This is a genomic window from Halomonas sp. GFAJ-1 (assembly GCF_000236625.2).
GTDB lineage: Bacteria > Pseudomonadota > Gammaproteobacteria > Pseudomonadales > Halomonadaceae > Vreelandella.
Genome location: NZ_AHBC01000040.1, coordinates 161,652 through 186,770, shown reverse-complemented (window position 1 = coordinate 186,770; position 25,119 = coordinate 161,652). Strand labels below are relative to the sequence as shown.

At 52.9% G+C, this 25,119-nt stretch carries 29 protein-coding genes and 1 other RNA gene; 7 read left to right on the top strand and 23 right to left on the bottom strand.

The genetic code is table 11. The annotated features are described in order from the left end of the window. Nucleotides 1-8: 8 nt before the first annotated feature. From MOY_RS12055 to rsmI, 5 genes are all read right to left on the bottom strand, one after another. Nucleotides 9-1,715, bottom strand: coding sequence for a peptidoglycan D,D-transpeptidase FtsI family protein (locus tag MOY_RS12055; RefSeq protein WP_009100069.1), 1,707 nt, complete (start codon nucleotides 1,713-1,715; stop codon nucleotides 9-11). After that, entirely contained in the window at nucleotides 1,712-2,047 is a 336-nt protein-coding gene (gene ftsL, locus MOY_RS12050) for a cell division protein FtsL (protein WP_009100067.1), read from the bottom strand. The genes MOY_RS12055 and ftsL overlap by 4 nt, the downstream gene beginning before the upstream one ends. Nucleotides 2,048-2,061: 14 nt before the next feature. Continuing rightward, nucleotides 2,062-3,018: a 16S rRNA (cytosine(1402)-N(4))-methyltransferase RsmH gene (gene rsmH / locus MOY_RS12045; protein ID WP_009100066.1), complete on the bottom strand. Its 957-nt coding sequence runs from the start codon at nucleotides 3,016-3,018 to the stop codon at nucleotides 2,062-2,064. 53 nt (nucleotides 3,019-3,071) lie between these two features. Further along, nucleotides 3,072-3,443, bottom strand: an RNA gene (gene rnpB, locus MOY_RS16770) — RNase P RNA component class A. Nucleotides 3,444-3,475: 32 nt separating this feature from the next. After that, on the bottom strand, nucleotides 3,476-4,333 hold the full coding sequence (gene rsmI, locus MOY_RS12040) for a 16S rRNA (cytidine(1402)-2'-O)-methyltransferase (protein WP_009100064.1): 858 nt from the start codon (nucleotides 4,331-4,333) through the stop codon (nucleotides 3,476-3,478). A 113-nt stretch (nucleotides 4,334-4,446) separates the two neighbouring features. Between rsmI and MOY_RS12035 the strand changes: the two genes are divergently transcribed. From MOY_RS12035 to MOY_RS12020, 4 genes are read left to right on the top strand one after another with little or no spacing between them, the layout of a single operon-like run. After that, nucleotides 4,447-5,952: a penicillin-binding protein activator gene (locus MOY_RS12035; protein WP_009100062.1), complete on the top strand. Its 1,506-nt coding sequence runs from the start codon at nucleotides 4,447-4,449 to the stop codon at nucleotides 5,950-5,952. Continuing rightward, on the top strand, nucleotides 5,942-6,313 hold the full coding sequence (locus MOY_RS12030; protein ID WP_009100060.1) for a YraN family protein: 372 nt from the start codon (nucleotides 5,942-5,944) through the stop codon (nucleotides 6,311-6,313). Before MOY_RS12035 ends, MOY_RS12030 begins: the two co-directional genes overlap by 11 nt. A gap of 22 nt (nucleotides 6,314-6,335) precedes the next feature. Further along, nucleotides 6,336-6,929 carry a phosphoheptose isomerase gene (locus tag MOY_RS12025; protein WP_009100058.1) on the top strand — a complete coding sequence of 198 codons (594 nt, stop codon included), beginning with the start codon at nucleotides 6,336-6,338 and terminating at the stop codon, nucleotides 6,927-6,929. 45 nt (nucleotides 6,930-6,974) lie between these two features. Beyond that, nucleotides 6,975-7,547, top strand: coding sequence for a BON domain-containing protein (locus MOY_RS12020; RefSeq protein WP_009100057.1), 573 nt, complete (start codon nucleotides 6,975-6,977; stop codon nucleotides 7,545-7,547). Nucleotides 7,548-7,651: 104 nt separating this feature from the next. Here the strand turns inward: MOY_RS12020 and MOY_RS12015 are convergent, their stop codons facing one another. From MOY_RS12015 to zapE, 8 genes are all read right to left on the bottom strand, one after another. After that, nucleotides 7,652-8,155 (bottom strand): ClpXP protease specificity-enhancing factor, encoded by a 504-nt coding sequence (locus MOY_RS12015; protein WP_009100055.1) that lies wholly within the window; start codon nucleotides 8,153-8,155, stop codon nucleotides 7,652-7,654. A gap of 61 nt (nucleotides 8,156-8,216) precedes the next feature. Beyond that, nucleotides 8,217-8,843 carry a stringent starvation protein SspA gene (gene sspA / locus MOY_RS12010; protein WP_009100052.1) on the bottom strand — a complete coding sequence of 209 codons (627 nt, stop codon included), beginning with the start codon at nucleotides 8,841-8,843 and terminating at the stop codon, nucleotides 8,217-8,219. Between the two features lie 150 nt (nucleotides 8,844-8,993). Next, complete coding sequence (locus tag MOY_RS12005; protein WP_009100050.1) at nucleotides 8,994-9,761, bottom strand: cytochrome c1; 768 nt, start codon at nucleotides 9,759-9,761, stop codon at nucleotides 8,994-8,996. Then, entirely contained in the window at nucleotides 9,761-11,020 is a 1,260-nt protein-coding gene (locus MOY_RS12000; protein ID WP_009100048.1) for a cytochrome b, read from the bottom strand. The genes MOY_RS12005 and MOY_RS12000 overlap by 1 nt, the downstream gene beginning before the upstream one ends. After that, entirely contained in the window at nucleotides 11,020-11,610 is a 591-nt protein-coding gene (gene petA / locus MOY_RS11995; protein ID WP_009100046.1) for a ubiquinol-cytochrome c reductase iron-sulfur subunit, read from the bottom strand. The genes MOY_RS12000 and petA overlap by 1 nt, the downstream gene beginning before the upstream one ends. A 208-nt stretch (nucleotides 11,611-11,818) precedes the next feature. Next, nucleotides 11,819-12,208 (bottom strand): 30S ribosomal protein S9, encoded by a 390-nt coding sequence (gene rpsI / locus MOY_RS11990; protein ID WP_009100044.1) that lies wholly within the window; start codon nucleotides 12,206-12,208, stop codon nucleotides 11,819-11,821. A gap of 13 nt (nucleotides 12,209-12,221) precedes the next feature. Beyond that, on the bottom strand, nucleotides 12,222-12,650 hold the full coding sequence (rplM, locus tag MOY_RS11985) for a 50S ribosomal protein L13 (protein ID WP_009100042.1): 429 nt from the start codon (nucleotides 12,648-12,650) through the stop codon (nucleotides 12,222-12,224). Nucleotides 12,651-12,898: 248 nt separating this feature from the next. Then, a complete protein-coding gene (zapE, locus tag MOY_RS11980) occupies nucleotides 12,899-14,080 on the bottom strand; it encodes a cell division protein ZapE (protein ID WP_009100039.1) in 1,182 nt (393 codons plus the stop codon). Nucleotides 14,081-14,297: 217 nt separating this feature from the next. Here zapE and MOY_RS11975 point away from each other — a divergent pair, with 217 nt between their 5' ends. Beyond that, complete coding sequence (locus tag MOY_RS11975; protein WP_009100037.1) at nucleotides 14,298-14,753, top strand: ZapG family protein; 456 nt, start codon at nucleotides 14,298-14,300, stop codon at nucleotides 14,751-14,753. Nucleotides 14,754-14,869: 116 nt separating this feature from the next. Here the strand turns inward: MOY_RS11975 and MOY_RS11970 are convergent, their stop codons facing one another. Further along, nucleotides 14,870-15,631: a Nif3-like dinuclear metal center hexameric protein gene (locus MOY_RS11970; RefSeq protein WP_009100035.1), complete on the bottom strand. Its 762-nt coding sequence runs from the start codon at nucleotides 15,629-15,631 to the stop codon at nucleotides 14,870-14,872. A gap of 138 nt (nucleotides 15,632-15,769) precedes the next feature. Between MOY_RS11970 and MOY_RS11965 the strand changes: the two genes are divergently transcribed. Further along, a complete protein-coding gene (locus tag MOY_RS11965; RefSeq protein WP_009100033.1) occupies nucleotides 15,770-17,014 on the top strand; it encodes a Do family serine endopeptidase in 1,245 nt (414 codons plus the stop codon). Nucleotides 17,015-17,037: 23 nt separating this feature from the next. Here MOY_RS11965 and hisD read toward each other — a convergent pair whose 3' ends face one another. From hisD to MOY_RS11920, 9 genes are all read right to left on the bottom strand, one after another. Then, the gene (gene hisD / locus MOY_RS11960) at nucleotides 17,038-18,354 is read right to left on the bottom strand and encodes a histidinol dehydrogenase (protein WP_009100031.1); all 1,317 of its coding nucleotides are present in this window, start codon (nucleotides 18,352-18,354) and stop codon (nucleotides 17,038-17,040) included. Between the two features lie 13 nt (nucleotides 18,355-18,367). Beyond that, a complete protein-coding gene (gene hisG / locus MOY_RS11955; RefSeq protein ID WP_009100028.1) occupies nucleotides 18,368-19,021 on the bottom strand; it encodes an ATP phosphoribosyltransferase in 654 nt (217 codons plus the stop codon). Nucleotides 19,022-19,049: 28 nt separating this feature from the next. Next, a complete protein-coding gene (gene murA / locus MOY_RS11950) occupies nucleotides 19,050-20,312 on the bottom strand; it encodes a UDP-N-acetylglucosamine 1-carboxyvinyltransferase (RefSeq protein WP_009100026.1) in 1,263 nt (420 codons plus the stop codon). Nucleotides 20,313-20,323: 11 nt separating this feature from the next. Next, nucleotides 20,324-20,575: a BolA family protein gene (locus MOY_RS11945; protein ID WP_009100024.1), complete on the bottom strand. Its 252-nt coding sequence runs from the start codon at nucleotides 20,573-20,575 to the stop codon at nucleotides 20,324-20,326. 86 nt (nucleotides 20,576-20,661) lie between these two features. Further along, nucleotides 20,662-21,000, bottom strand: coding sequence for an STAS domain-containing protein (locus MOY_RS11940; RefSeq protein ID WP_009100021.1), 339 nt, complete (start codon nucleotides 20,998-21,000; stop codon nucleotides 20,662-20,664). After that, entirely contained in the window at nucleotides 20,997-21,656 is a 660-nt protein-coding gene (locus MOY_RS11935) for an MlaC/ttg2D family ABC transporter substrate-binding protein (protein ID WP_009100019.1), read from the bottom strand. Before MOY_RS11935 ends, MOY_RS11940 begins: the two co-directional genes overlap by 4 nt. Nucleotides 21,657-21,723: 67 nt before the next feature. After that, nucleotides 21,724-22,188, bottom strand: coding sequence for an outer membrane lipid asymmetry maintenance protein MlaD (gene mlaD / locus MOY_RS11930; RefSeq protein ID WP_009100017.1), 465 nt, complete (start codon nucleotides 22,186-22,188; stop codon nucleotides 21,724-21,726). A gap of 16 nt (nucleotides 22,189-22,204) precedes the next feature. Further along, nucleotides 22,205-23,005, bottom strand: coding sequence for a lipid asymmetry maintenance ABC transporter permease subunit MlaE (gene mlaE / locus MOY_RS11925; RefSeq protein WP_009100015.1), 801 nt, complete (start codon nucleotides 23,003-23,005; stop codon nucleotides 22,205-22,207). Continuing rightward, nucleotides 23,006-23,827, bottom strand: coding sequence for an ATP-binding cassette domain-containing protein (locus MOY_RS11920; protein WP_035540681.1), 822 nt, complete (start codon nucleotides 23,825-23,827; stop codon nucleotides 23,006-23,008). A gap of 305 nt (nucleotides 23,828-24,132) precedes the next feature. Between MOY_RS11920 and MOY_RS11915 the strand changes: the two genes are divergently transcribed. Further along, nucleotides 24,133-25,119 carry a KpsF/GutQ family sugar-phosphate isomerase gene (locus tag MOY_RS11915; RefSeq protein ID WP_009100012.1) on the top strand — a complete coding sequence of 329 codons (987 nt, stop codon included), beginning with the start codon at nucleotides 24,133-24,135 and terminating at the stop codon, nucleotides 25,117-25,119.

Sequence of the window (25,119 nt, the reverse complement as noted above, 5' to 3'; positions counted from 1 at the left end):
CTTCAACGCTATTCGACCTCATGATCAGGCGGTACGTCCAGTAACCGCAACGCATTGCCCGTTACACTTGAAAATACCGGTGCTGCCACTGCTCCACCGTAAAAATCACCTGCCTTGGGGTGGTCGATCATCACCACGGTAACAATACGCGGGTCTGAAATCGGCGCAATGCCTGCAAAAACACTGCGATAGGCATCGGCAATATAGCCCTGCTGACCCGTTTTACGCACCGTGCCAGTTTTGCCGCCCACACGATATCCTTCAACTCGTGCGCGACGGCCGCCCGAGTAGGCACCTACCGACGTCTCTAAAACGTCTAAAAGGTCATTCGCCACACTAGGTGAAATAGCAGGAATTCCTTTGGGAGGCTCTGACAGCCTTAACAATGAAGGTGGTAAACGCTCTCCACCATTCGCCAGAGCTGTATAGGCGCTGGCTAGCTGTAGTGCTGATGTCGAAAGCCCGTAGCCATAGGATAATGCGGCCCGCTCGCTACGCGACCAGCGAACCGGCGCGGGCAAGCTACCCGTCGACTCGCCTGGAAAGCCAGTGCCGGGGCTTTGCCCCAAGCCTAGCTGGTTATACTTTTCCCAAATGGCCGTATCGCTCAACTGAAGCGCCAGACGAGACATACCAATATTGGACGATTTCTCTAAAATCCCAGCCAGATCCAGGTCGCCGTAGTTACGAAAATCGCGGATGGTAAACTGGTCGATTCGCATCCAACCCGGCGAGGTGTCAACAACTACATCTCGGTCCACTAGCCCGCTTTCCAGAATAGCCGCCATCGCTAGCGGCTTCATGACCGAACCGGGTTCGAACACGTCCACTAACGCCTGATTTCGCAAACCTCGGGGGTCGAGCCCTGCCCGGTTATTAGGGTTGTAAGAAGGCAAATTCGCCATCGCCAACACTTCACCTGTGCGGGCATCGAGCATCACCAGCACACCACCATCCGCCTCATGTTCGGCAACAGCGGCACGCAGCTCTCGATACGCCATATACTGGATGCGCTGATCAATCGCGAGCGTTAGCTCACCACCTGGTTGGGCATCACGAATCACCCCAAGCTCACGCACCAGCCGCCCCCGGCGGTCTTTAATTACCCGACGCTGGCCCGGACGCCCAGCTAAATAAGGCTGATAGGCAAGCTCCAAACCCTCCTGGCCAACGTCATCTACGTTGGTAACACCCAACACTTGAGCGGCCACTTCACCGGCGGGATAGTAGCGTTTATATTCCCGCTGGGGATAAACCCCTGGCGTTCGCAGATCAAGAATGCGCTGCGCCGCTTCTGGCGTCATTTGGCGGCGCAGATACATAAACTCTCGGCTGCTAAAGCGTGCTACCCGAGACTCAAAGTCATCCGGCGTCCACCCTAGCGCCTGGGCCAGCATAAAGCGCTGAATGCCATCACTGGGCAATTCTTGGGGGTTAGCCCAAAGCGTGACGACGGGCGTCGAGATAGCCAGGGGCTCGCCATTGCGGTCGGTAATCATCCCCCGGTGGGAAGGAATTGCCTCATGACGCAGGGTGCGTGCATCCCCCTGACTCTGAAGGAAAGGACGGTCGATAACTTGCAGAAGCGTAATTCGCCCGATCAGAATACTCGACGCTAAAATCACGATAATCAATATGAATAGGAAACGCCCGCCAGCCAGTGGAGGCGCAACCGGCAGTTGCCGGGACATCCCACCCCGCCGCTGCCGATTCATGGCCGGATGACCTCGACATCATTTACATCGGGAATACGCATATCTAGCCGTTCCGTGGCAATTTGTTCGATCCGCGCTGGGGTTGACCAAGCGCCCTCTTCAAGCAGCAGCTGCCCCCACTCCGTTTGCAGCTGGTTTTTCTCCTGCTCCAGCTGTTGAAGTTGAGCAAACTGAACCCTCGTCATATGTGTGGTCGTCACGACAGCTAGCCCCGTCGCCATACAGCATAGGAACAGTACGCCGATAACAAGTGGCCACAAGCGCATACGCAGCTTGAATGGCCATTCAGTGCGTAACGTTGAGACCCAATGCTGAATCCGATCCATGCTCATGAATACATCCGTGATCACATCCGTTTGCGGGCGGCTCGCATCACAGCGCTACGTGCTCGAGGATTGGCATCTAACTCAGCATCACTTGGCCTTACGCCTTTGCCTAGCGCCTCAAGACGGCGATTTAACTGGTCATCGCGGATGGGGACTCCTCGCGGCAAATGGGTATCTCCCCGCACGTGGTGGCGAATAAACCGCTTAACCCGACGATCTTCTAACGAGTGAAAGCTAATCACGACTAAGTGCCCGCCGGGGGCTAGCGCTTCAAGCGCCGCGTCAAGCGCCGCGTCAAGCTGTTCCAACTCGCCGTTTAAATAAATACGCAGACCTTGAAACGCTTTCGTCGCAGGATGCCGGCCCTTTTCCCAGGCTGGGTGGGCGGTTTTAAGCACCTCAGCTAAATCCACGGTGTGAGTAAACGGCGTTTCGCTCCGCCGCGTAACCACCGCACGGGCTAAACGTTTGGCGTAGCGCTCTTCGCCAAATGTTTTAAAGACATGGGCTATATCGGCTTCGCGGGCACGGGCTAAAAACTCAGCGGCACTCTGCCCTTTGGTAGGATCCATGCGCATATCCAGCGGGCCGTTGCGCATAAAGCTGAAACCCCGTTCCGGATCATCCAGTTGCGGCGATGAGACCCCCACATCCAGCAGTACGCCCGACAACTTGCCGTGAAGCCCTTGTTCTTGGGCAAACTCAGCTAAACGCGAAAACTCACGCTGGGTAATTTGAAAGCGGGAATCGTCAATTTCAGCGGCAGCAGCAATGGCCTGGGGATCACGATCCATGGCCATTAAGCGCCCCTGCTCGCTTAACCGCGAAAGAATAACGCGAGAGTGCCCACCGCGACCAAAAGTGCCGTCTATATAGATACCGTCGGGGTCGTGAACTAGCGCATCAACCGCCCCTTCTAACAACACGCTGGTATGGCGAAAGCTAGGAGCGACCTGGTCAGCGTCAGGAGAAGGCATGTTACTCTCACACAAAATTTAGGAGGGTGTACTGAGCACACCCTTTAATGGAAATGGGGAGTCGGCCGATAAGCCGGGTTCTGTCGTGGACAGTCATTCCTCTAGGCGCTACGTCACCGCAGCGCTCAAGCAACCTACCCGGACCCAGCGCGGGCCACGCCATTGGGTCCCTATTTGGTCTTGCTCCGAGTGGGGTTTACCATGCCACGCGCTGTTGCCAGGCGCGCGGTGCGCTCTTACCGCACCCTTTCACCCTTACCGGCCCCTGAGGTTTATTTCAGGAGCTTAGGCGGTCTACTCTCTGCTGCACTTTCCGTCGGCTTACACCGCCCAGGCGTTACCTGGCACTCTGCCCTATGGAGCCCGGACTTTCCTCCCCTAGCGGCCCTTACGGGAACATTAGCGGCGACTGTCTGGCCAACTCCGGCGGCAAGCATACCAGCGCCATGCGTTTGCCTCAATGCTCACCTTTAATTGCTTGTAATCTGGCATACCACTCTTGCTTACGCCCACCTAACATTCTGGCTGCAACCGCCGCTCCCTGCTTAACTCCCACCCCTTCCGCCAACAGTGATTTGAGCAACTCATCTGCATGAATTGCTTGATGATCACCCAGCGCCACCGCCGGTGCTCCGGAGATAATCACCACAAACTCTCCCCTTGCCTGATTGGGGTCGTCCGTCAAACATTGAATCAACTCTTCAGGTGAGCCGTGCAGAAATGTTTCAAATGTTTTGGTTAGCTCCCTGGCCAGCACGACGTTTCGCGCAGGCATTTGCTCTCGCAACGCCTCTAGTGTGTGCAAGATGCGGTGAGGCGACTCATAAAACACCAGCGTCTCTTCCCGCGCCTCCCACTGCTCTAATGCCTGACGGCGCGCTCCTGGTTTAGCGGGCAAAAAACCACCAAACGTAAACCGATCAGTGGGTAAGCCCGCTCCCGATAGAGCGGCAACCAGGGCACACGCACCAGGCAACGGCACTATTTTGCGCCCTCGTGCGCGCAGCTCTCTTACCAACACAAAGCCCGGGTCGCTAATTAACGGCGTACCTGCATCACTGATCAGCGCAATATCCTCGCCTGCCTGAAGAAAGGCATCCAGCGTATCTACTCGCCGCGCTTCATTATGATCATGCAGTGACAGCATTGGTTTATTGACCCCAAGATGGGCTAGCAGACGCCCGCTATGCCGCGTGTCCTCGGCAGCAACCCGCGATACCTGCGCTAATACCCGGGCAGCTCGTGGCGTTAAGTCTTCCAAATTCCCAATTGGGGTAGCAACCACGTACAATGTACCCGGATCTTGGTGTGTCATCGTGACTCCCGATTTGTTAATGGCTTGCCCTGGCGACGCGCTATGCTGATGCAATGGCCTATTCACCAGCTTGCTGAGCGGCGACAGCGCAAATGGAAACTAAGGAAGGATACATGAAACAGTCATTACGTGGCTTACTCGCCACTGCCTTCATGGCACTTCTCATCACAGGGTGTGCCATGCAGCCCCCCAGCGTGGTAGATCGAGTACCCGACCAGGATGCTAACCGCTTACTTAGCCAAGCTGAACAGCAAGCTCCTGAACAAGCGGCACAAACACGTTTAGAAGCAGCAAACATACTTGCCCAGCAGGGACAACGCGAAAACGCGTTTGAGGCGGCAGATTCAATTGATGAAAGCCTGCTTTCTGATACAGATAGGGTTCGCTGGGCAATGCTTTACTCTGAACTTGCCCGCGGCTTAGACAACCCTCGCGCAGTGCTACGTGCAACGCAGGTGCTTGATGATGAGCTGCCGATGCAGGCCAATCAGCAAGAAACACTGGCTGAACGCCAGCAATGGGCACGAGAAGCACTTGATCAACCGGGCGTTTCGACTGTTTCAATACCCGAGCTTGAAGGTGCCAACATTCAGCGTATTCTCGTCGCGCTGCCGGAATCTGGCCCACTAAGCAGCGTTGCCTCCACGATCGCCACCGCCATGCGTAACCATAACGAGATTCGTGGTAACGGCGTACAGCTTAGCTTTCTAGATACCTCCCAATACTCGCTGGACGAGATTTACAACCGTGCCGCGCAGATGAATGCACAACTGGTTATTGGCCCGCTCGACAAAGGCCAGGTTACACAGCTTGAGCAGCGCGACAGCGTACCAATGCCCACCCTAGCGCTGAACTATGGCAATAGCGATCGCAACCGTGCCAGCCGCCTGCTCCAATACGGTTTATCCGCTGAAGATGAAGCACGCCAAGCCGCTCGACGTGCCTATCAAGACGGCCACCGCCAAATGTCCGTTATGGTGCCAGACAATGACTGGGGTCGACGTGTAGGGGAAGCCTTTTGGAACGAATACCACCGCCAAGGGGGCGAAGTCACTAACGCAGTACGTTACAACCCCAGCAGCTCTGTTTCTAACGCTGTCCAAACCGCACTTAATGTGAGTGGTGAGCGGGCACGCCTTAGCAACATTGATGCACTGTTTTTATTAGCACTACCTGATTACGCACGGCAAGTACCTCCCACGATGGATTACTACTACGCGCCAAACCTACCTATTTATGCAACATCGCACCTGCATGAAGGACGTCGGCAAATACGCCTGGATCAAGACCTTAACGATGTGATGTTTATGGATATTCCTTGGCAAATTCCTGACGCAGCCGTTGGCGGCGAGGAAGTCTTACCCTTCTACAGCACCTATCAGCGTCTTCGCGATGAAACCGATGCTTCTTCGTTTCGCCTAATGGCGATGGGCGTTGATGCCCTTGAACTTGCCACACGCTTATCGGATCTTTCATCCCTTGAGGGGCTGAGTGGAAGCACTGGCACGCTCCGCCTCGCCGATGATGGCCGCATATACCGCGAACTACCCTGGGCGAAGTTCCAGAACGGCACTCCTTCGCCGATTTTGATTCCTGGCCTGATAGGAAATGACGAATAACGCTCGCACAGCCCGATTCCGCGGCGCAGCCATTGAGCAACTTGCTGCTCAATGGCTGCAACAACATGGCTTAATACTGGTTGCCAGTAACCATCATGTTAAGGGTGGCGAACTGGATCTGGTGATGATGGATCAAGACACTCTAGTCTTCGTTGAAGTTAAACACCGAACCACAACCCGCTACGGCCACCCCTTAGAAACAGTTAATGCACAAAAGCGGCAGCGACTGATCCGCGCAGCCAGTTTATATATTGCTCGATACGCTGTTTCCAGCCCTTGCCGCTTTGATATTCTAGCGATTGTTGGCACGCCACCCTCTCTTGAGTTTCACTGGGAAAAAGCAGCCTTCGACGCTTACTGACTCTTTTAACTAGGAAGCCCTAATGGACTTTCAATCACGCATACTCGACCATTTCAATGCCAGCATTGATACTAAGACTTACGCCAGTGAAGTGCTGCCGCCTTTCATCGAGGTCGCCAGTCAAATGATGGTGCAGTGCTTGGTCAACGAAGGAAAAATCCTTGCATGCGGCAATGGCGGGAGTGCGGGAGATAGCCAGCACTTCTCCTCCGAACTACTTAACCGCTTCGAACGTGAGCGCCCTAGCCTTCCGGCCCTAGCCCTAACGACGGACACCTCAACACTTACCTCTATTGCTAACGATTACAGCTATAACGAGGTATTTTCAAAACAGATCAGAGCCCTTGGCCAGCCTGGTGATGTGCTGCTAGCCATCTCAACCAGCGGCAACTCAGCCAATGTGGTACAGGCAATTCAGGCTGCCCACGACCGAGACATGACCGTTGTAGCACTTACAGGACGCGACGGTGGCAATATGGCATCACTTTTAGGTCAAGATGATTGTGAAATCCGCGTTCCCGCCACCTCGACGGCCCGCATCCAAGAAGTCCATTTGCTCGTCATTCACTGTTTATGTGATTTAATTGATGAACAGTTGTTTGGTGGCGCTGCCTAAGCAGCTACACATGCCTACTTACCTCTTTTTATAGGAATCACCGCCATGGCCCTGGGTTTCTCTTCTCGAAAACTTATTTTGGCTGCCCTGTGCAGCGCTGTAGTACTCAGCGGCTGCGCCAACAACGCAGCGTCAAACCCTGCCAACTACGGCCAACGCAGCAATGATGTTGAAGCGGTAGACGCGACCATTGAGCGCGAAGCCGAACGTGCGCTTGCGCGCGCTGACGCCCGGCTTGGCGATGCCCGTATCCGCGCGCACAGCTATAACGGCTCTTTACTGCTGGTTGGCCAAGTACCTAGCGAGGAACTTCGCTCAAAGGCAGGTAACGTTGTCAGCTCACTTAGGGGCGTCAATGAGGTTCACAACGAGCTTGCCATTGCGGCACGCCTTCCCGCCAGTCAGCGCTTAACTGATACTTGGTTAACAACGAATGTTATCAGCCATCTAGCGACTAACGATCGCATCGACTCTTCTAAATTGAAAGTGACCACAGAAAACGCCAGCGTTTACTTAATGGGTATGGTGTCTCGTGAAGAAGCTGACCGTATTGTAAATGCAGCCTCCTCAGTGGGCGGAATTCAGCGAATCGTCAAAGTATTCGATTATATTGATTGATACAGGCTATCGGCATTGCCAAAAAAGCCTCACACGGTTAACCCGTGTGAGGCTTTTTTATTAGCCATAACCACTCTTTGCAGACAGCCAGCTAAGTCAGGGCGCTACTTCACCACTCGCAGAGTAGGCTTTTTCTTAGGCTTCTCTTTCTTTGAAGCCGACTTGCCGTCCTCTTTATCAGAAAAAGATTCGGTGACAGTGAGCTCAGGCTTAGTAGTTTTAGCGCTCTCGCCCGATGCTCCGCCATCAAGTTCAGCATTCTCAAGATCGATATCATCGAATTCCGATGAGCCTAACTCAGGTTCATGTCCAAACACCATGCCTGCGCCATTTTCACGTGCATAAATGGCAATTAGCGCAGGTGTAGGAATCATTACCTGCATCGGCTGACCGCCAAAACGCGCGTTAAAACCAATCGCTTGGTTTTCCATAAATAGGTCACGCACCGCCGTTGGCGCTGCATTGAGTACTATTTGGCCATTTTGCACAAACTGCCGCGGAACTTCGACTCCCGGCTGTGTTGCATCAACAACAAAATAAGGCGTCAGCTCATTATCCAGCAACCACTCATAAAGGGCACGGGCGAGATAGGGACGGCTCGATTTCATAAGACTCCCACCTCCTAACAAGTAGCCCCCACCACTAGCTAAGCGGAGGGGTTATATGAATTCAAGCGCGCATCTCTTTTTCACGCTCATTTAAAGAGGCCTTAAACGCTTCACGCTCAAACACTCGCGACATATAGCTTAAAAGTGGCTTCACCTGCTTTTCAGGTAGCTCAATATTCAGCTCTGGCAAACGCCACAAAATGGGCGCAAGGCAGCAGTCTACCAAGGTAAACTCTTCGCTCATAAAGAAGGGCATATCTTCAAAAATCGGCGATATACCAATCAGGCTTTCGCGGAGTTCTTTACGTGCTTTATCAGCCTCTTTTTTCCCACCACTACGAATCTGCTCCAGCATCGGGCACCACTCACGCTCAATACGATGCATCCAGAGGCGACTTTGAGCACGCGCCACCGGATAGACAGGCAGCAGAGGAGGATGTGGAAAGCGCTCATCCAAGTACTCCATCATGACTTTAGATTCGTACAGCACCAAGTCACGATCTAACAGTGTAGGCACACTGTTGTACGGGTTGAGGTCTGCTAACTCTTCGGGTGACTGCCCATCAATAACTTCAACGATATCGACAGCTACCCCCTTTTCAGCCAGAACAATGCGTACACGATGACTGAAATGATCATCACTACCTGAGTAAAAGATCATTGACGACCGCTTGGCCACAACACCCATGAAAGCATCCTCGCATCAAAACAATCTAGAATAATAACACGCCAGCCCTACCTTAGGGGAAGATAGCCTGCTGCGTATAACGATTGAACAGACAAACAAAAGGCGCACGGCTTTTGCCGTGCGCCTGCCTGCCTATCTTAACGCTACTGATTAGTGGACATCTCGCCAATACTCACGCTTGAGCAGGTAAGCAATCACACCAAAGATAAAGATAAAGATAAGGACTTTAGGTGCCAGCGCCTGAGCTTTCAGCTTAGAAGGCTCACCCACATAGGCAAGGAAGTTGGTTAGATCGTAAACCGCTTCCTCAAACTCAGCAGGTTCCATGGAGCCTGGCTGAGTCACCTGTAGCACATCACAGGACTGATATTTACCTGACAAAGGATCTGGCGACTGACCGCGTACGGGCTGATCCGTTTCAGAGCAAACCATCTCCTGCACGCCCTGCAGCGGCTCCAGCACGTTTGGCATCGCTGACGCTTCAAGCACCATATTATTAACACCCAGCGGCTGACCAGGATCACGATAGAAGGTCAGCAAATAGGAGTAGATATAGTCTGAACCCCGCAGACGGTTAAACAGCGTAAGGTCTGGCGGCGCAACGCCAAACCAGCCCTCGGATTCACCCGACTGCATAGCGATATGCATCTGATCATTGAAGGCCAAACCGCTGGAGAAAATCAGATTCTCTTCTACCAGCTCTTGAGGCATATCAAGATCTGCAGCCGCACGAGAGAAACGCTGATGCTCAAGCGAGTGACAGCCCATGCAGTAGTTCACATACATCTGCATCCCACGCTGGAGTGACTCTTTATCATGCAGATCAGGCGTCATAGAGAAGGGCTGCTCCGGAAGCGGCGCTGCCATGACCGTAAAAGGCAACAACGCGAAGAGCAGTACGAATAGTTGCTTTTTCATTAGCCAGTCACCCTTTCTGGAACGGGTTTAGTTTTCTCCATGCTGGTGTAAATCGGCATCAGAATGAAGAAGGCGAAGTAGAGCACCGTACAGATCTGTGCAACCAAGGTACGCATCGGCGTTGCAGGAATCGCGCCTAGAACCCCTAAAATCACGAAGCTGATGGCAAAAACGGTAATGGCGATACGTGATAACCAGCCCTTATAACGCATAGACCTAACCGGGCTTCGATCAAGCCAAGGCAGCACAAACAGAATAGCAATCGCACCACCCATTGCTAATACACCTAAGAACTCGGCACGCAGACCCAGGAAGTCAAAGGTAATAGCACGCAAGATGGCGTAGAACGGCGTGAAATACCATACAGGTGCAATGTGGTCAGGCGTTACCATCGGGTTGGCAGGCTCAAAGTTAGGCCGCTCTAGGAAGTAACCACCCCCCTCAGGGAAGTAGAACAACACCACAGCAAACACAAACAAGAACACCGCAATGCCGACAAGATCCTTCACCGTATAGTAGGGGTGGAAAGGAATACCATCCAGCGGTTTACCCGACTCATCTTTTTTGGCTTTTATATCAACGCCATCAGGATTGTTCGAGCCCACTTCGTGCAACGCAATGATGTGCAGCACAACCAGCGCCAGAATAACAATGGGCAATGCGACTACGTGCAGCGCAAAGAAGCGGTTAAGCGTAATACCCGAGATCAGGAAGTCACCGCGAATCCACTGGGCAAGCTCAGGGCCGATACCAGGGATAGTGGCAAACAGGGAAATAATAACCTGTGCACCCCAGTAAGACATCTGACCCCACGGCAGCAGGTAGCCCATAAACGCTTCTGCCATGAGCAGAAGATAGATGGCCATACCAAAGATCCACACCAATTCACGTGGTGCTTTGTAGGATCCGTACAGTAAAGCACGGAACATATGCAGATAAATGACGACAAAGAAGGCAGAGGCACCGGTTGAGTGCATGTAGCGGATGAGCCAGCCATACTCCACATCGCGCATGATGTATTCAACAGAGCTGAAGGCGCCCTCGGCAGACGGGTTATAGCTCATGGTAAGCCATACGCCCGTCAAGATCTGATTCACCAAGACCAAAAGCGCTAATACGCCAAAAATATAGAAGAAGTTGAAGTTCTTCGGGGCGTAATACTGCGTCAAGTGCTCCTGCATCATCTGAGTCGCTGGGAAGCGGTCATCAATCCAACGCATGATGCCACTTTCAGCTTTGGCTTTATTTGGATTACCCATTAGGCAGCCTCCTCATCTTCACCCACTATGATGTCCTCGCCCTCAAAACGATAGGGCGGCACCTCAAGGTTGGTAGGCGCAGGTACGTTACGGAATACACGACCAGCCAGATCAAAATAGGATCCATGGCATGGACAGAAGAAACCACCCGGCCAGTTATCCGTTACCGCTGCCTCAGGCTCCGGACGATATAGTGGAGAACAGCCTAGGTGAGTACAGACACCTACCATTACCCCCACCTCAGGACGTATAGAGCGCAGCGGGCCCGTAATATAACTAGGCTGTTGCTGCTCACTGGAATCTGGGTCGGCAAGACGACCTGGATCCAAGCTTTCTGTACGCTCATTCATTTCAGGCGTTCGATTAATGATCCACACCGGACGCCCACGCCATTCGATGGTGACACGCTGCCCCGGTTCGAGCTTAGAAAAATTAGCTCGAACCGGCGCACCGGCCGCCAACGCTCTGGCACTAGGCTGCCATGAAGCCACAAAGGGTACCGCAACCCCGACAGCGCCCACCGCCCCAACAACGGAGGTGGCACCCACGAGGAAACGGCGCCGACCTTTGTTTACGCCGTTATCTGCCATTTCTGGTTTCTCCCATCAGCTTACCCGTTCCGTCGCAAAGGCGTCTTGCGACGACGAATATCAAATACGCTCTATGTTAAAAAAACAAAGCGCTAGACACAAGAACAACCACCCGTGACCATGGTGGTAGGAGCTTTCTAATATTATGTTTTTTCAATAAAAAACGCCCAGGTCGACGACCTGGGCGTTTTTGCCGCATAGCGTAAAATTAACGCTTAGAGAACTGCGGACGACGACGTGCTTTACGCAGGCCGACTTTCTTACGCTCAACTTGACGCGCGTCACGGGTTACGTAGCCAGCGGCACGCAACGAAGGACGCAGGTCTTCATTGTAGTTCATCAGTGCACGGGTAATACCGTGACGGATAGCACCCGCTTGCGAGGAGTTACCGCCACCTGCAACCGTGACAACAATGTCAAACTGGTTGAGTGTCTCGGTCAGCTCAAGCGGCTGGCGAACAACCATGCGACCTGTAACGCGACCAAAATATAGATCGAGATCCTGGCTGTTGACAGTAATTTTGCCAGAGCCCGGCTTCATAAACACGCGAGCGGTGGAAGTCTTGCGGCGCCCGGTACCGTAATACTGCTGTGTCATGGCGAAGATTTCCTCAGATGTTCAGTTCAAGCGGCTGTTGGGCAGCATGCGGATGCTCGGGACCGGCGTACACTTTTAACTTGGAGTACGTGGCACGACCTAACGGGCCTTTCGGTAACATGCCTTTAACAGCAAACTCAATGATACGCTCAGGCGCATGATCAAGCATTTTGTCAAACGTCATGGAACGCAGACCGCCCGGGTAACCAGTGTGGCGGTAGTAGGTTTTAGCCTTCGCCTTGTTGCCGGTCACTTGGACTTTCTCGGCATTGATAACAACGATATAGTCGCCAGTATCAACGTGAGGGGTAAATTCGGGCTTATGCTTACCACGCAAGCGGCGAGCAATCTCGGTTGCCAGACGACCGAGCGTTTTGTCCGTAGCGTCGACAACATACCAGTCGCGCTGGACGGACTGCGGCTTAGCACTGAACGTCTTCATGGATGAAATCACCAGATTAAGTGTGTTGGGTGACAAACACCGCTAGGCGGTGGTGCACCATCCCTATTTTTTTTGGTTGCCAACTAACGCTGGCAACATGTAGCGAGGCGGCATTCTACAACATGGCTTCCGCCAAGTTAAGTACCACCGCTACTTTTATCGGACTTTTCTCGTTACTCAGTAACGACGCCCTGCATCACTAGGCAGTGCTTAAACCAATATCGACACACCCTGACACCATTAATCTTTTAGGGCTTGTGAGCCAAGGCGAGATATTCGTGGGACTGCATTTCCTGAAGGCGTGAAAGCGTACGCTGAAATTCAAAGGTTAATTTTCCATCAGTATATAACAGTTCCACAGGTACTTCCGCCGACATCAAAAGCTTGACGCCTCGGTCGTAAAACTCATCAACCATATTAATGAAGCGGCGCGCCTGATCATCGGTTTTGGCATTCATCTGAATCACGTTGGACACTAAAACCGTATGAAACTCACGAGCCAGCTCAATATAGTCGTTTTGACTGCGCGGGCCGTCGCAAAGCTCAGCAAATTCAAACCATGCCACATCATCATGCAATCGGCGCGTTTTCAGAACACGGTGATTGACTTCTAATGGCGCGCCCTCTTCACCAACATGCCCTGAAATCTCACGAAAGCTGCGCGATAGCTCCTGCTCTGCCGCAGCATCAAGGGGCGCATGAAAAATTTCAGCACGCTCAAGTGCTCGCAAACGATAATCCACCCCTGAATCCACATTGACGACATCGCAGTGCCGGTTCACAAGCTCAATGGCAGGGATAAAACGCGCGCGTTGCAAGCCATCTTTATAGAGCTCGTCCGGTACGATATTAGAAGTGGCAACTAGCACAACGCCGCGCTCAAACAACGCTTCAAGCAAAGTGGCCAAAATCATGGCGTCGGTAATATCTTTGACGAAAAACTCATCAAAGCATATAACCCGAGCCTCGGTAGCAAATTTACCCGCTATTAGCGTTAGAGGATTTTTTTCCCCTTTATAATGGGTGAGCTCGTTGTGCACCCGTTGCATAAAACGGTGAAAGTGAGTGCGCATTTTATCGGGGAAAGGCAGCGCTTCATAAAACGTATCAACTAAATAGGTTTTTCCACGCCCTACTCCCCCCCAAAAATAGATCCCCCTCACCGCCGGCAATACCGGCTCGCTAGGTGAGCTTTTCTTACCCATCAACCCAGCCATTTTGGCCTTAAAGCCTTTATTGGCTACCATCGCTTTGGGTGCGACGGCGGGCGCCGCTACCAGCTCATCGTAAAGCCTTTGCAGGTGCTTAACGGCAGCCTCTTGTGCTGGATCGTATTGGAAGTCGTCGCGCACTAAATCAGCGCGATAACGCTCCATCGGCGTTTGCCGCTGAGCCTGACCTGATACCTGCTGTGCAGATGATGATGGCATCTGATTCGCCTCCCTCAGCGCTTAGCGTAGCCCATGCACCTCACGCGAAGCCCATGCCCTACCCTACGAAAAGAGGCTAATTATACGCTGCTCGATCGCTAAGCGCATGAGCAGATTGACCTAACCGCCACGCAGACGCCTATAATGGGCTTTGTTTCGTTGGTGCACCATCGGCACATGCCTTTGGTGGTGCAACTCAACTTTCAGGGAGAACATCGTGGAAGCAAGCTCGCCATTTACCTTTGCGATTACTGGCATCATCATCGGTTTTATTATCGGCATGGTGTGCTATCGCCTGTTTAGCAAAGGCCAACGCCAAACCTCAATGCTTCAGCAAACGCTACTAGAGCGTGAACACCACATAGCCGAACTTAAAAAAGCCATGGGCGGACTGAGCCTGGACGTTCGCAAGCGACTTGAAAACATTCGCGCCGAAGCCGACCTGTTAGAACAGCAGCTTGAAGACGAGGCCACGCAATGGAAGTTAGAAAAAGCAGCCGCCAAAACATTGGAAACAGGTACGCCAATTCAGAGCCTCTCAGGCATTGATGAAACCCTCGACATGCCTAGAGACTACGCGGATGGCAAAAGTGGCACCTTGTCTGAAGACTTTGGCCTAAAAGAGAGCACTAACGAACAGGACCTTACACCGCCACAGCCGCCTCGCTACTAGTCACTGAAGCATAATTTACAAAACACACTTCCACTCATTAGCGGCGGTATCAGCTTACTGATACCGCCGCTTTCATGTTAGCCCCCCCCAAAAACCAAACGCCCCAAAACAGCTTGCTATGCCGGATTATCAATATCCACAAAGCGATGCTCCACACCATACTCACCTGCCAACCACTCGCCTAACGCTTGCACTCCATATCGTTCGGTAGCATGGTGCCCCGCGGCAATGTAGTGAATACCCATTTCCCGAGCCAGGTGAGTCGTGCGCTCTGATATTTCCCCTGAAATAAATACATGCGCACCCGCTTCGCAGGCAGCGGAAATCATGTCCTGCGCGCCACCTGTACACCATGCGATCTTATCCACGTGACCCACTCCCGGCGCTTCAACAACTAACGGCGTACGCCCTAGCACGCCAGCTATTTGCTGCGCCAACTCGCTGAGGGATTGAGGCTCAGCCACCCGACCCGACCATAACAAGCCCTCTCCTAGCTCACCGTCCAGGCACCCCTCCACTTTCCAACCTAAACGCTTGGCTAATTCTGCATTATTTCCAAGCTCTGCATGGGCATCAAGCGGCAGGTGGTACGCTAATAGATTAATCTCATTCTCTAACAGCGTTTTAATTCGCCTCTGTTTCATGCCTGTAATAGCAACTGGCTCATTCTTCCAAAAGTAGCCATGGTGCACCAATACTAAGTCAGCTTGCCAAGCCACCGCCTCATCCAAAAGTGATTGGCAGGCAGTAACCCCCGACATCACACGTTTAATCGTTTCCCGCCCCTGAACCTGAAGACCATTAACGGTATAATCTTTAAATTGTGAAGCCCGCAACTGATGGTCGCACGCTGCTACTAGTTGGTCGCGATGGATCACGCTGACTCCTTGACTGATTTATTAGGTGCGCTAAGGAACTAAGCAATAAAGTGTTACCATACGCGCATTGTAAAACTCGCTTCGCGCTTACGCGAACCTCGCGACCGTTAAGACTGCCACCCGCTGAGGAATTTACGCATGCACCGTTTTGTGCTGCCCTACTTATGGCCAATTATAACCGGGCTACTACTTGCTGCTCTTTTGCTGTTTGCCTTTCCTGAAAAACTGCCCAATCCTTTTCGGCAGTCACCGCCCGCCTCTGTTGAGACGCAGCCTTCGCTGGTTTCCACCAGTAGCGAACAGCCAGCAAATCGGCCGCCTCCAGAAATACGGCAGGCCGAACCACTGACTCGCAACCAGGGGCCAGCCAGCTACTCCCACGCCGTGAATCAAGCCGCCCCTGCGGTTGTTAACATCTATTCATCACGTATAGTGGAGCGTGACCAGCACCCGCTAATGTCGGACCCCTTTTTTCAACAGTTTTTCAGTGGAGACGACGCAACGACTCACCAGCGTATGCTGTCCAGTCTTGGCTCTGGCGTCATCGTGAGTCAAGATGGCTATGTACTGACCAACCACCACGTCATTAATGGTGCCGACCAAATTCAAGTTGCCCTACGCGATGGCCGCGAAACACTGGCTGAAGTCGTCGGCACTGATCCAGAGAGCGATCTGGCGGTGCTGCGTATTAACCTCGACAACTTGCCTGTTATTGAGCTGACCAACTCTGAAGATGTCGCCGTGGGTGATGTCGCGCTAGCCATCGGCAACCCCTTTGGCGTCGGCCAAACCGTTACGATGGGCATTATTAGTGCCACTGGACGAAGCCATCTTGGACTAAATGCCTACGAAGATTTTATTCAAACCGATGCAGCCATCAACCCCGGCAACTCTGGCGGCGCATTAGTAAACCCTGATGGCGCTTTGGTAGGTATTAATACCGCTATCTTTTCACGCTCCGGTGGGTCACAGGGAATAGGCTTTGCCATCCCAGCCAACCTAGCCCACAGCATTCTCAATGAACTGGTAACGCAAGGACGTGTTATTCGCGGCTGGCTGGGCATTGAGGCACAAGCACTCTCCCGGGAGCTTGCGGCATCATTTGGCCTGCGTACGCCGCAGGGGGTAATCGTAGCTGGGGTGGTGAGTGAAGGGCCGGCAGCAAAAGCCGGCTTACAGCCTGGGGACGTACTGCTGTCGATTGATGGTCAGGCGATACTCGATGCACGAGCAACAATGAGTGATATTGCTTCCATCCCGCCCGGAACCTCGTTACCACTGACTATCGTCCGCAGCGGTGAGCGTATGGAAATGACACTGGAAGTAGGCGAGCGCCCGGCACCCGATAATGCAACGCTAAGCGAGCGCCAGAGCGGCTCTTGAGCCAGCTCTGGCGTTAAAGCCGATCACTCTAGAATACGATACTCCGCTGACCGCGCATGAGCGGTCAGTGACTCACCCCTTGCCAACACCGATGCCACCTTACCTAGCTCCGATGCTCCCTCGGCAGAACAGTGAATAATGGATGAGCGCTTCTGAAAATCGTAAACACCCAGTGGCGATGAAAACCGCGCGGTGCCAGAGGTAGGCAACACGTGATTAGGGCCAGCACAGTAATCGCCCAGGGCTTCTGCGGTATAGCGTCCCATGAAAATTGCCCCTGCATGACGAATATCATCAAGCCAAGCTTCCGGTGATGCCACTGACAGCTCAAGGTGTTCCGGCGCGATACGGTTAATCATCTCAACTGCTTCGGCTTGGTCTTGGCAAAGAACCAACGCGCCACGGCGGCTTAGCGACGCCCGTACGATATCCTCTCTTTCAAGCGTGGGCAGGAGACGTTCGATAGCGGCTTCTACGGCATCAAGATGGTCGGCATCCCAACTCACCAGTATCGACTGAGCATCTTCATCGTGCTCCGCTTGGGAGAAAAGGTCCATCGCCAGCCACTCAGGATCGGTTTTGCCATCAGAAACCACCATAATTTCCGACGGCCCCGCAATCATATCAATACCTACTTGACCAAAGACTGCCCGCTTGGCCGTTGCAACATAGATATTGCCAGGGCCCACAATCTTATCAACCCGTGGAACACTTTGAGTACCATAAGCGAGGGCAGCCACCGCCTGAGCCCCGCCAATAGTGAAAACGTAATCTACACCCGCTAGGTGAGCAGCGGCCAACACCAGATTATTCAACACGCCATCAGGAGTTGGCACTACCATAACAATTTCACGCACCCCCGCCACATGAGCGGGAATAGCATTCATTAATACTGAGGAAGGGTAAGCCGCTTTACCGCCAGGCACATAAATACCCGCACGATCAAGGGGCGTTACTTTTTGACCCAATACAGTGCCATCGGCCTCTTCATACTGCCATGAGCTGGGCTTTTGGCGCTCGTGATAGCGCTTGATTCGCTCAGCGGCGACAGCTAGCGCGTCACGCTGATGATCGGGTAGCCCATCAAAGGCTGCTTTTAGCTGTTCAGCAGAAAGCCGGAGCTGATCGATATGCTGCACATCCATCCGATCAAAACGGTTCGTTGCCTCAATTACAGCCGCGTCACCGCGCTGTTTAACATCGGCCAATATCTCCTCAACCCGTGCCTGCACTGCTTTATCAGACACGCCCTCCCAGTCCAACAGGGCATCAAGGCGCTGATGGAATGCCGTATCAGCCGTTGAGAGGCGGGCTACTGTGGCTATGGACTTATCGCTCATGGAGAACCTCGCGTCATTCAGTCAACTGCGTCTGGCGCTGCTTAACCGCACTGTCCAAACGGGCCAGCAATGGCTTAATTCGGTCATGCTTCATCGTCATGGACGCTTTATTAACAACCAGGCGCGTGCTGATATGGGCAATCAATTCACGGGGCTCCATACCATTAGCACGCAGGGTATTTCCCGTATCGACAATATCGACGATTTCATCGGCCAAGTTCATTAACGGGGCTAATTCCATCGCGCCATAAAGTTTGATGACTTCTGCCTGTATCCCCTGCTGCGCGTAGTAACGGCGCGCCACGTTAACAAACTTGGTGGCTACTCGGCGGCGGGCGTGGGCTGGAGGCTGACCCGTGACGCCAGCAGTCATCAACTTACACCGCGCAATCTCAAGATCCAGAGGCTCATAAAGCCCTTCTGCGCCGTGCTCTAACAGCACGTCCTTACCTGCAATCCCTAAATCGGCCGCACCAAGCTGAACATAGGTAGGTACATCCGTTGCGCGAATTACCACAAGCTTCACATCAGGCAGGTTGGTATCGAACAACAGTTTACGACTTTTACTTAAATCTTCTGCGGGAGTAATGCCCGCATCCGCTAAGAGCGGCAGCGTTTCGTCCAGAATACGCCCCTTTGAAAGGGCTAAGATTAGTTGCTTGCTCATTGTGTCGGCCAATGGTTAATAGCATGGCTTAGCCGGGTATGCGGCGAATTTTCGCACCCAGCAGCTGTAATTTTTCTTCAATGCACTCGTAACCACGATCAATATGATAGATGCGGTCAACGAGCGTTTCGCCTTCCGCCATCATAGCTGCAATTACTAGCGATGCTGAGGCGCGGAGATCTGTCGCCATTACCGGGGCACCTGAAAGTTTATCGACGCCTTTGATAAGGGCCGCATTACCTTCCAGCACAATATTAGCCCCCATGCGGTTCAGCTCCTGCACGTGCATAAAGCGGTTTTCGAAGATAGTCTCCACTACCCGAGAGTCCCCCTCAGCCACCGCATTCATAGCCACAAACTGCGCCTGCATATCGGTAGGAAACGCTGGGTAAGGCGCTGTCCGAATATTGACCGGCTTAGGACGTTTGCCATGCATATCCAAGGCAATCCAGTCATCGCCCGTGGTTATTTCAGCACCGGCCTCTTCGAGCTTGGCGAGCACTGCTTCCAGAATATCCGCCCGGGTACGCTTTACTTTAACTCGGCCACCCGTCATCGCTGCCGCGACTAAAAAGGTGCCGGTTTCGATACGGTCAGGCATTACGTCATGCTCGCAGCCATGCAGCGACTCAACACCTTCAATGACGATCGTATCGGAGCCATGGCCGCGAATGTTAGCGCCCATCTTGATCAAGCATTCGGCAAGATCCACTATTTCAGGTTCGCGTGCCGCATTTTCTAGAACGGTTTTACCCTCAGCAAGGGTCGCGGCCATCAATAGATTTTCAGTACCGGTTACCGTTACTGTGTCGAAGTAAATGGTGGCACCTTTTAAACGGCCATCTACAGTGGCACGAATGTAGCCGCTTTCGACATGAATCTCAGCGCCCATGGCTTCCAAACCGCGGATATGCAGGTCAACCGGACGTGAACCAATAGCACAGCCGCCAGGCAGTGACACATCTGCTTTACCAAAATGCGCAAGCAATGGACCCAGCACCAAAATAGACGCTCGCATTTTCTTAACAAGCTCATAAGGCGCATGACACTGAGTAACTTGAGAGCCGTCTAGCTGAATACTGAGCTTCTCGCCCATTACTGGCTCAACGCCCATGCGCCCGAGCAGCTCTAGCGTCGTGGTAATATCTTGAAGGTGAGGCAAGTTACCAATGACCACGGGGCCATTAGCAAGCAAGCTAGCGCATAAAATTGGTAATGCCGCGTTTTTAGCACCGCTTGCCCACACTTCACCGTCAACCGAACCGTTTCCGGTAATAAGTAATTTATCCATGAGCGCGCCCGTTATTGGGCGTTCTCCGGGGCAGTTTGCCACTGCACCGGAGTAAACGTTTTGATGCTAATAGCATGAAGCGCGCCGGAAGCGATTTCATCGCTTAATGCTGCGTAAACAAGCTGTTGACGCTTAACAGGAGAGAGACCTTCAAAGGCTTCGCCAACCGCAATCACCTGAAAATTACAGCCTTCACCCTGGATATGAAAATCACATCCTTCGATGCGGGATTCGAGCAGTGCTTTTACTTCATTGGGTTGCATGGGACAGGAAACTCCTTGGGGGCCATTTGGATAGTTTGAAATAGGCAAACATGATAAAGAAAAGCAGCGCGCTTGGCGATGTTGGTCTACGCGCTTAGCGCCGCACTTGGGTGTGCAATCAGTTCATCAAGCTCTGCTAACGATGCGAGCCGCATCAGAGGTGCCGACAGTACAATGGATTCGATGGCAATTTTTTGACGGCTACAGGTTCGCATCCACTCAAAGAGAACGCTGATAGCGACGCTGCTGGCCATTGAAACAGCGGTAAAGTCAAAAGCTGCTTCGTCCAAGCCACTGGCTTTCAGCCATTTCACGCCCGCAGCGGCCAACTCGGCCGCTGCGCTTACATCTACATCTCCACTTACCTTAAGCGTTCGCCCCTGTACTTCAAGGGAAACGCTGGGCTGTGACAGTAGCAGCGTCACGCATCGCCCCCCTGCTCTAGCTCGTCAACCCCAATCTCAGGGGACCACCCGCGAATAACCGCATCGTAGTCGCGATTATTTTCGCGCATGGCTTGATCAAACTGATTACGGAACGTTAAGCCCAGATTAATGCCGTTAACGATCACGTTCACTACACGCCATTCACCATCGGAAAGCCGCAGGCTGTAGCTTACCGGGTAAACCTGACCATTATTAGCAACAACTTCCATATCGACACTAGCCTGGTCTTCATGGCGCTGACCACGCTGGTTATCCAGCACACGAAGTTCATCGTAATCAAAAGTTACTAACCCGCGAGTATAGGTATCAATCAGTGTTTGACGAAAGACGTTAGCGAATCGACTACGCTGTTCTGGCGTCGCATTGCGGAAATAGCCTCCCATTACGCTGGCACCGATGTAGCGAAAGTCTGCCACTTCATCAAGGCTGTCGTTAACTAAGGCTTTTAACTCATCAAGATTATTCGCGAAGTACTCTTCTCTCCCTTCAAGTTCAGCCATGAAAGCGCTGACATTTTCACGAATAAGCGCTTCAGGCGTTTGGGTCTGCGCCTGGGCACTCATTGGCAACAACATGACCATCGTCATTACAACGGCAAACAGCCAGCGAGCAGTTACTTTATCGATATATTGCATTATCTCTTCACCTCGTCATTCTAAGTGTCGTATGTCCAGGCTGTGTATAACGGGTCGTCTTCAGCCGTTAGTTGCTAACCATATTGGATATAAATTGCTGGATTAGTTCTTCTAATACCAATGCAGACTGGGTGTCGCGGATAGTGTCACCGTCTTGCAAAACATCAGGATCTCCCCCAACACTTAGCCCTATATACTGCTCACCTAGCAGGCCAGCGGTTAGAATGGCTGCCGTAGTGTCCCGGGATAGCTGGCCTTCCAAATCGCTATTTAGGCTTAACACAACGCGGGCATCGTACCACTCAGTATCCAGCTCAATAGCCTCAACCCGTCCAACGGTTACCCCCGCCATGGTGACGCGGGCACGGGGCCTTAAGCCACCTATGTTGGAAAAGTTGGCCTCAAGCCGAAATGTCTCGGAAGGAGCTGAAAGCGTAAGCCCGCTGACTCGCAAGCCCAGAAACACAAGCCCCAAAATACCTGCCAGCATAAAGAGGCCAACGCCAAACTCCATGGTTTTAGTGCGCTTCATGAAACTGCTCCACCCATTAAAGGCCGCCGAACATGACGGCGGTTAGTACAAAATCAAGCCCCAAGACGGCTAGCGATGAATACACAACGGTGCGCGTAGTGGCACGGGAAATACCTTCAGAAGTAGGTATAAGATCATAACCTTGGAACACCGCAATCCAGGTTACGACCACGGCAAAAACCATACTTTTGATCATGCCGTTACCAATGTCATTTATAAATGACACGCTGGCCTGCATATTGCCCCAGTATGAGCCTTCAAAGACGCCCAGCCATTCAACCCCTACCAGATAGCCACCCCAAATTCCCACCACGCTAAACCCAACGGTGAGAATGGGCAGCGCTACAAAGCCCGCCCAGAGTCGCGGCGCCACTACACGGCGCAGTGGATCGACGCCTATCATCTCCATACTGGTCAACTGCTCGGTTGCTTTCATTAGCCCTATTTCAGCCGTCAATGCAGACCCAGCCCGCCCAGCAAATAGCAATGCAGCTACTACAGGTGCTAACTCACGTAATAGCGAAAGCGCCACCATCTGCCCTAACGCCTGCTCAGCCCCAAAATCGACCAGGATGGTATAGCCCTGTAGCGCCAGCACCATACCGATAAACAGGCCCGACACCAACACAATGGCAAGCGATAGAACACCGACGAAATGCACCTGCTTAAGCCATAACCCCCACCCCTCCCGGGACGGGATGCCCACAGCAGACTGCGCTAGAAAAACGCCTGCTCGGCCCAGCGCTTCCATAGCATCACACCCTTTACGACCTAAACGGGCAATATGAGCGGTGCCTTGCTTGAGTTTTGACTGCATTTATCCTGCCCTTGTGACCGAAGCTTGCCCAAGAATATCGCGATAGAAACTCTCAGCGGGATAATGAAACGGCACAGGCCCATCGGGTTCGCCGTGAATAAACTGACTAACTCGCGGATCCTGGTTAGTATCCAACGTTTTGGGGGTGCCATGGGCAACGACCTGACCATCGGCAATCAAGTATAGGTAATCGGCAATGCTCAGCGTCTCTTTTATGTCGTGAGAAACGACCACCGACGTGAGCGCTAACGCCTGATTTAGCCGCTTGATTAGCTGCACTAAAACGCCCATGGAAATGGGGTCTTGTCCTACAAACGGTTCGTCATAGAGGATTAACTCTGGGTCTAGCGCCACCGCCCGCGCCAGCGCCACGCGACGCGCCATACCGCCCGAAAGTTCTGCGGGCGTTAGCTGACGAGCACCGCGAAGCCCAACGGCCTGAAGCTTAAGCAGCACAAGGTCACGAATCATCGCATCAGGTAAGTCCGTATGAACCCGCAGAGGAAACGCAACGTTTTCAAACACATCAAGATCAGAAAAAAGCGCGCCACTTTGAAATAGCATGCCCATCCGTTTACGCAGCGCGAACAGGGCCTTGCGTGACAAACGATGGACATCCTGACCATCAATCAAAATTCGACCCCGGTCTGGCGTCAGCTGGCCGCCAATAAGCTTAAGCAGCGTTGTTTTACCCGTGCCACTTGGCCCCATGATAGCCGTCACCTTCCCCCGCAGGATCGTCATGTTGATCCCCCGAAAAATATCGAGATCGCCCCGAGAGAAGTACAAATCTTCAATTTCTATGAAGGGAACATCTGTCATAGGCTGATTGACCTTCATTGTCGCCTCGCCGTAGCGGGTTAGTATAGGATCATCGCACACCGCTTAGTGTAGGATTCATCGCTAAAGAAACAGCGTTTTCTAAATATTATCGAACATCGTATCCTAACACTATCTTTAGTAACAGCGTGCAGTAACAGCACCTCTCGTTGTCGCTATCTCAGGCCACTGCAACGGATCCTGCCGCTTTTTTAAGCAGCTAAGCGACGAAGCGCTTTACCTATAAAGCGCAACGAGATGTTATTCTTACCTATCCATTTTTGAACGCTAACGAGACTATCAACATCATGCGCCAGCCACCCTCTACACCCAGCCAGCTGCGTGAAAGTGCGCTGCGCACCCTGCAAATTGAGCAAGCCGCTATTGGGGGCCTGCAGGCGAAGCTTGACGAAGGCTTCGATCATGCCTGTCAATTGATTCTTGCCTGCCAAGGCCGGGTAGTGGTCACCGGCATGGGAAAATCTGGCCACATTGCTGGCAAGCTAGCCGCTACCCTTGCCAGTACTGGAACACCTGCTTTTTTTGTCCACCCTGGGGAAGCTAGCCACGGTGACCTTGGCATGATTACCCGTGCCGATGTGGTATTAGCGCTATCGAACTCTGGCGAAACGGCCGAAGTAACCGCTCTTTTACCGCTACTTAAAAGACTCGGCACCCCCCTGGTGAGCATGACCGGCCGCCCCGGCTCCACGCTGGCTAAACATGCTGATGCCCACCTGGACAGTGGTGTTGAGCGAGAAGCTTGCCCGCTCGACCTTGCGCCTACCAGTTCGACTACCGCAGCGCTAGCGCTAGGAGATGCACTTGCCGTCGCACTTTTAGAAGCTCGCGGCTTCACCGCTGAAGACTTTGCCCTCTCTCACCCTGGCGGCAGCTTAGGCAAACGTTTGCTACTGCGTGTTAAAGACGTCATGCATGACGGTGCTCGCCTTCCCCAAGTTGCGCTGGGTAGCCCACTTCGGGATGCCCTGTTGGAAATCACCCGGCAAGGCCTTGGCTTCACCTGTGTCGTCGATAGCGATGGACGCTTAGCCGGCGTGTATACCGATGGCGACCTACGCCGCACCCTCGATCAATTTCATGACCTGCGAGAGGTGTGTGTTGACGATGTCATGACACGGCCTGGGAAACGTATTGGGCCTGATGTGCTTGCTGCAGAAGCTGTTCGGATCATGGAGGATAGCCGTATCACTGCGCTTGCCGTGGTCGATGAACAGCAGCGACCTATCGGCGCTTTACATATGCATGATCTTTTGATTAGCGGCGTTATCTGA

Bases quoted from the DNA above. Each gene is read 5' to 3' on its own strand.
- MOY_RS12055 (WP_009100069.1), bottom strand. From the start codon at position 1,715: ATGAATCGGCAGCGGCGGGGTGGGATGTCCCGGCAACTGCCGGTTGCG.
- ftsL (WP_009100067.1), bottom strand. From the start codon at position 2,047: ATGAGCATGGATCGGATTCAGCATTGGGTCTCAACGTTACGCACTGAA.
- rsmH (WP_009100066.1), bottom strand. From the start codon at position 3,018: ATGCCTTCTCCTGACGCTGACCAGGTCGCTCCTAGCTTTCGCCATACC.
- rsmI (WP_009100064.1), bottom strand. From the start codon at position 4,333: ATGACACACCAAGATCCGGGTACATTGTACGTGGTTGCTACCCCAATT.
- MOY_RS12035 (WP_009100062.1), top strand. From the start codon at position 4,447: ATGAAACAGTCATTACGTGGCTTACTCGCCACTGCCTTCATGGCACTT.
- MOY_RS12030 (WP_009100060.1), top strand. From the start codon at position 5,942: ATGACGAATAACGCTCGCACAGCCCGATTCCGCGGCGCAGCCATTGAG.
- MOY_RS12025 (WP_009100058.1), top strand. From the start codon at position 6,336: ATGGACTTTCAATCACGCATACTCGACCATTTCAATGCCAGCATTGAT.
- MOY_RS12020 (WP_009100057.1), top strand. From the start codon at position 6,975: ATGGCCCTGGGTTTCTCTTCTCGAAAACTTATTTTGGCTGCCCTGTGC.
- MOY_RS12015 (WP_009100055.1), bottom strand. From the start codon at position 8,155: ATGAAATCGAGCCGTCCCTATCTCGCCCGTGCCCTTTATGAGTGGTTG.
- sspA (WP_009100052.1), bottom strand. From the start codon at position 8,843: ATGGGTGTTGTGGCCAAGCGGTCGTCAATGATCTTTTACTCAGGTAGT.
- MOY_RS12005 (WP_009100050.1), bottom strand. From the start codon at position 9,761: ATGAAAAAGCAACTATTCGTACTGCTCTTCGCGTTGTTGCCTTTTACG.
- MOY_RS12000 (WP_009100048.1), bottom strand. From the start codon at position 11,020: ATGGGTAATCCAAATAAAGCCAAAGCTGAAAGTGGCATCATGCGTTGG.
- petA (WP_009100046.1), bottom strand. From the start codon at position 11,610: ATGGCAGATAACGGCGTAAACAAAGGTCGGCGCCGTTTCCTCGTGGGT.
- rpsI (WP_009100044.1), bottom strand. From the start codon at position 12,208: ATGACACAGCAGTATTACGGTACCGGGCGCCGCAAGACTTCCACCGCT.
- rplM (WP_009100042.1), bottom strand. From the start codon at position 12,650: ATGAAGACGTTCAGTGCTAAGCCGCAGTCCGTCCAGCGCGACTGGTAT.
- zapE (WP_009100039.1), bottom strand. From the start codon at position 14,080: ATGCCATCATCATCTGCACAGCAGGTATCAGGTCAGGCTCAGCGGCAA.
- MOY_RS11965 (WP_009100033.1), top strand. From the start codon at position 15,770: ATGCACCGTTTTGTGCTGCCCTACTTATGGCCAATTATAACCGGGCTA.
- hisD (WP_009100031.1), bottom strand. From the start codon at position 18,354: ATGAGCGATAAGTCCATAGCCACAGTAGCCCGCCTCTCAACGGCTGAT.
- hisG (WP_009100028.1), bottom strand. From the start codon at position 19,021: ATGAGCAAGCAACTAATCTTAGCCCTTTCAAAGGGGCGTATTCTGGAC.
- murA (WP_009100026.1), bottom strand. From the start codon at position 20,312: ATGGATAAATTACTTATTACCGGAAACGGTTCGGTTGACGGTGAAGTG.
- MOY_RS11945 (WP_009100024.1), bottom strand. From the start codon at position 20,575: ATGCAACCCAATGAAGTAAAAGCACTGCTCGAATCCCGCATCGAAGGA.
- MOY_RS11935 (WP_009100019.1), bottom strand. From the start codon at position 21,656: ATGCAATATATCGATAAAGTAACTGCTCGCTGGCTGTTTGCCGTTGTA.
- mlaD (WP_009100017.1), bottom strand. From the start codon at position 22,188: ATGAAGCGCACTAAAACCATGGAGTTTGGCGTTGGCCTCTTTATGCTG.
- mlaE (WP_009100015.1), bottom strand. From the start codon at position 23,005: ATGCAGTCAAAACTCAAGCAAGGCACCGCTCATATTGCCCGTTTAGGT.
- MOY_RS11920 (WP_035540681.1), bottom strand. From the start codon at position 23,827: ATGACAGATGTTCCCTTCATAGAAATTGAAGATTTGTACTTCTCTCGG.
- MOY_RS11915 (WP_009100012.1), top strand. From the start codon at position 24,133: ATGCGCCAGCCACCCTCTACACCCAGCCAGCTGCGTGAAAGTGCGCTG.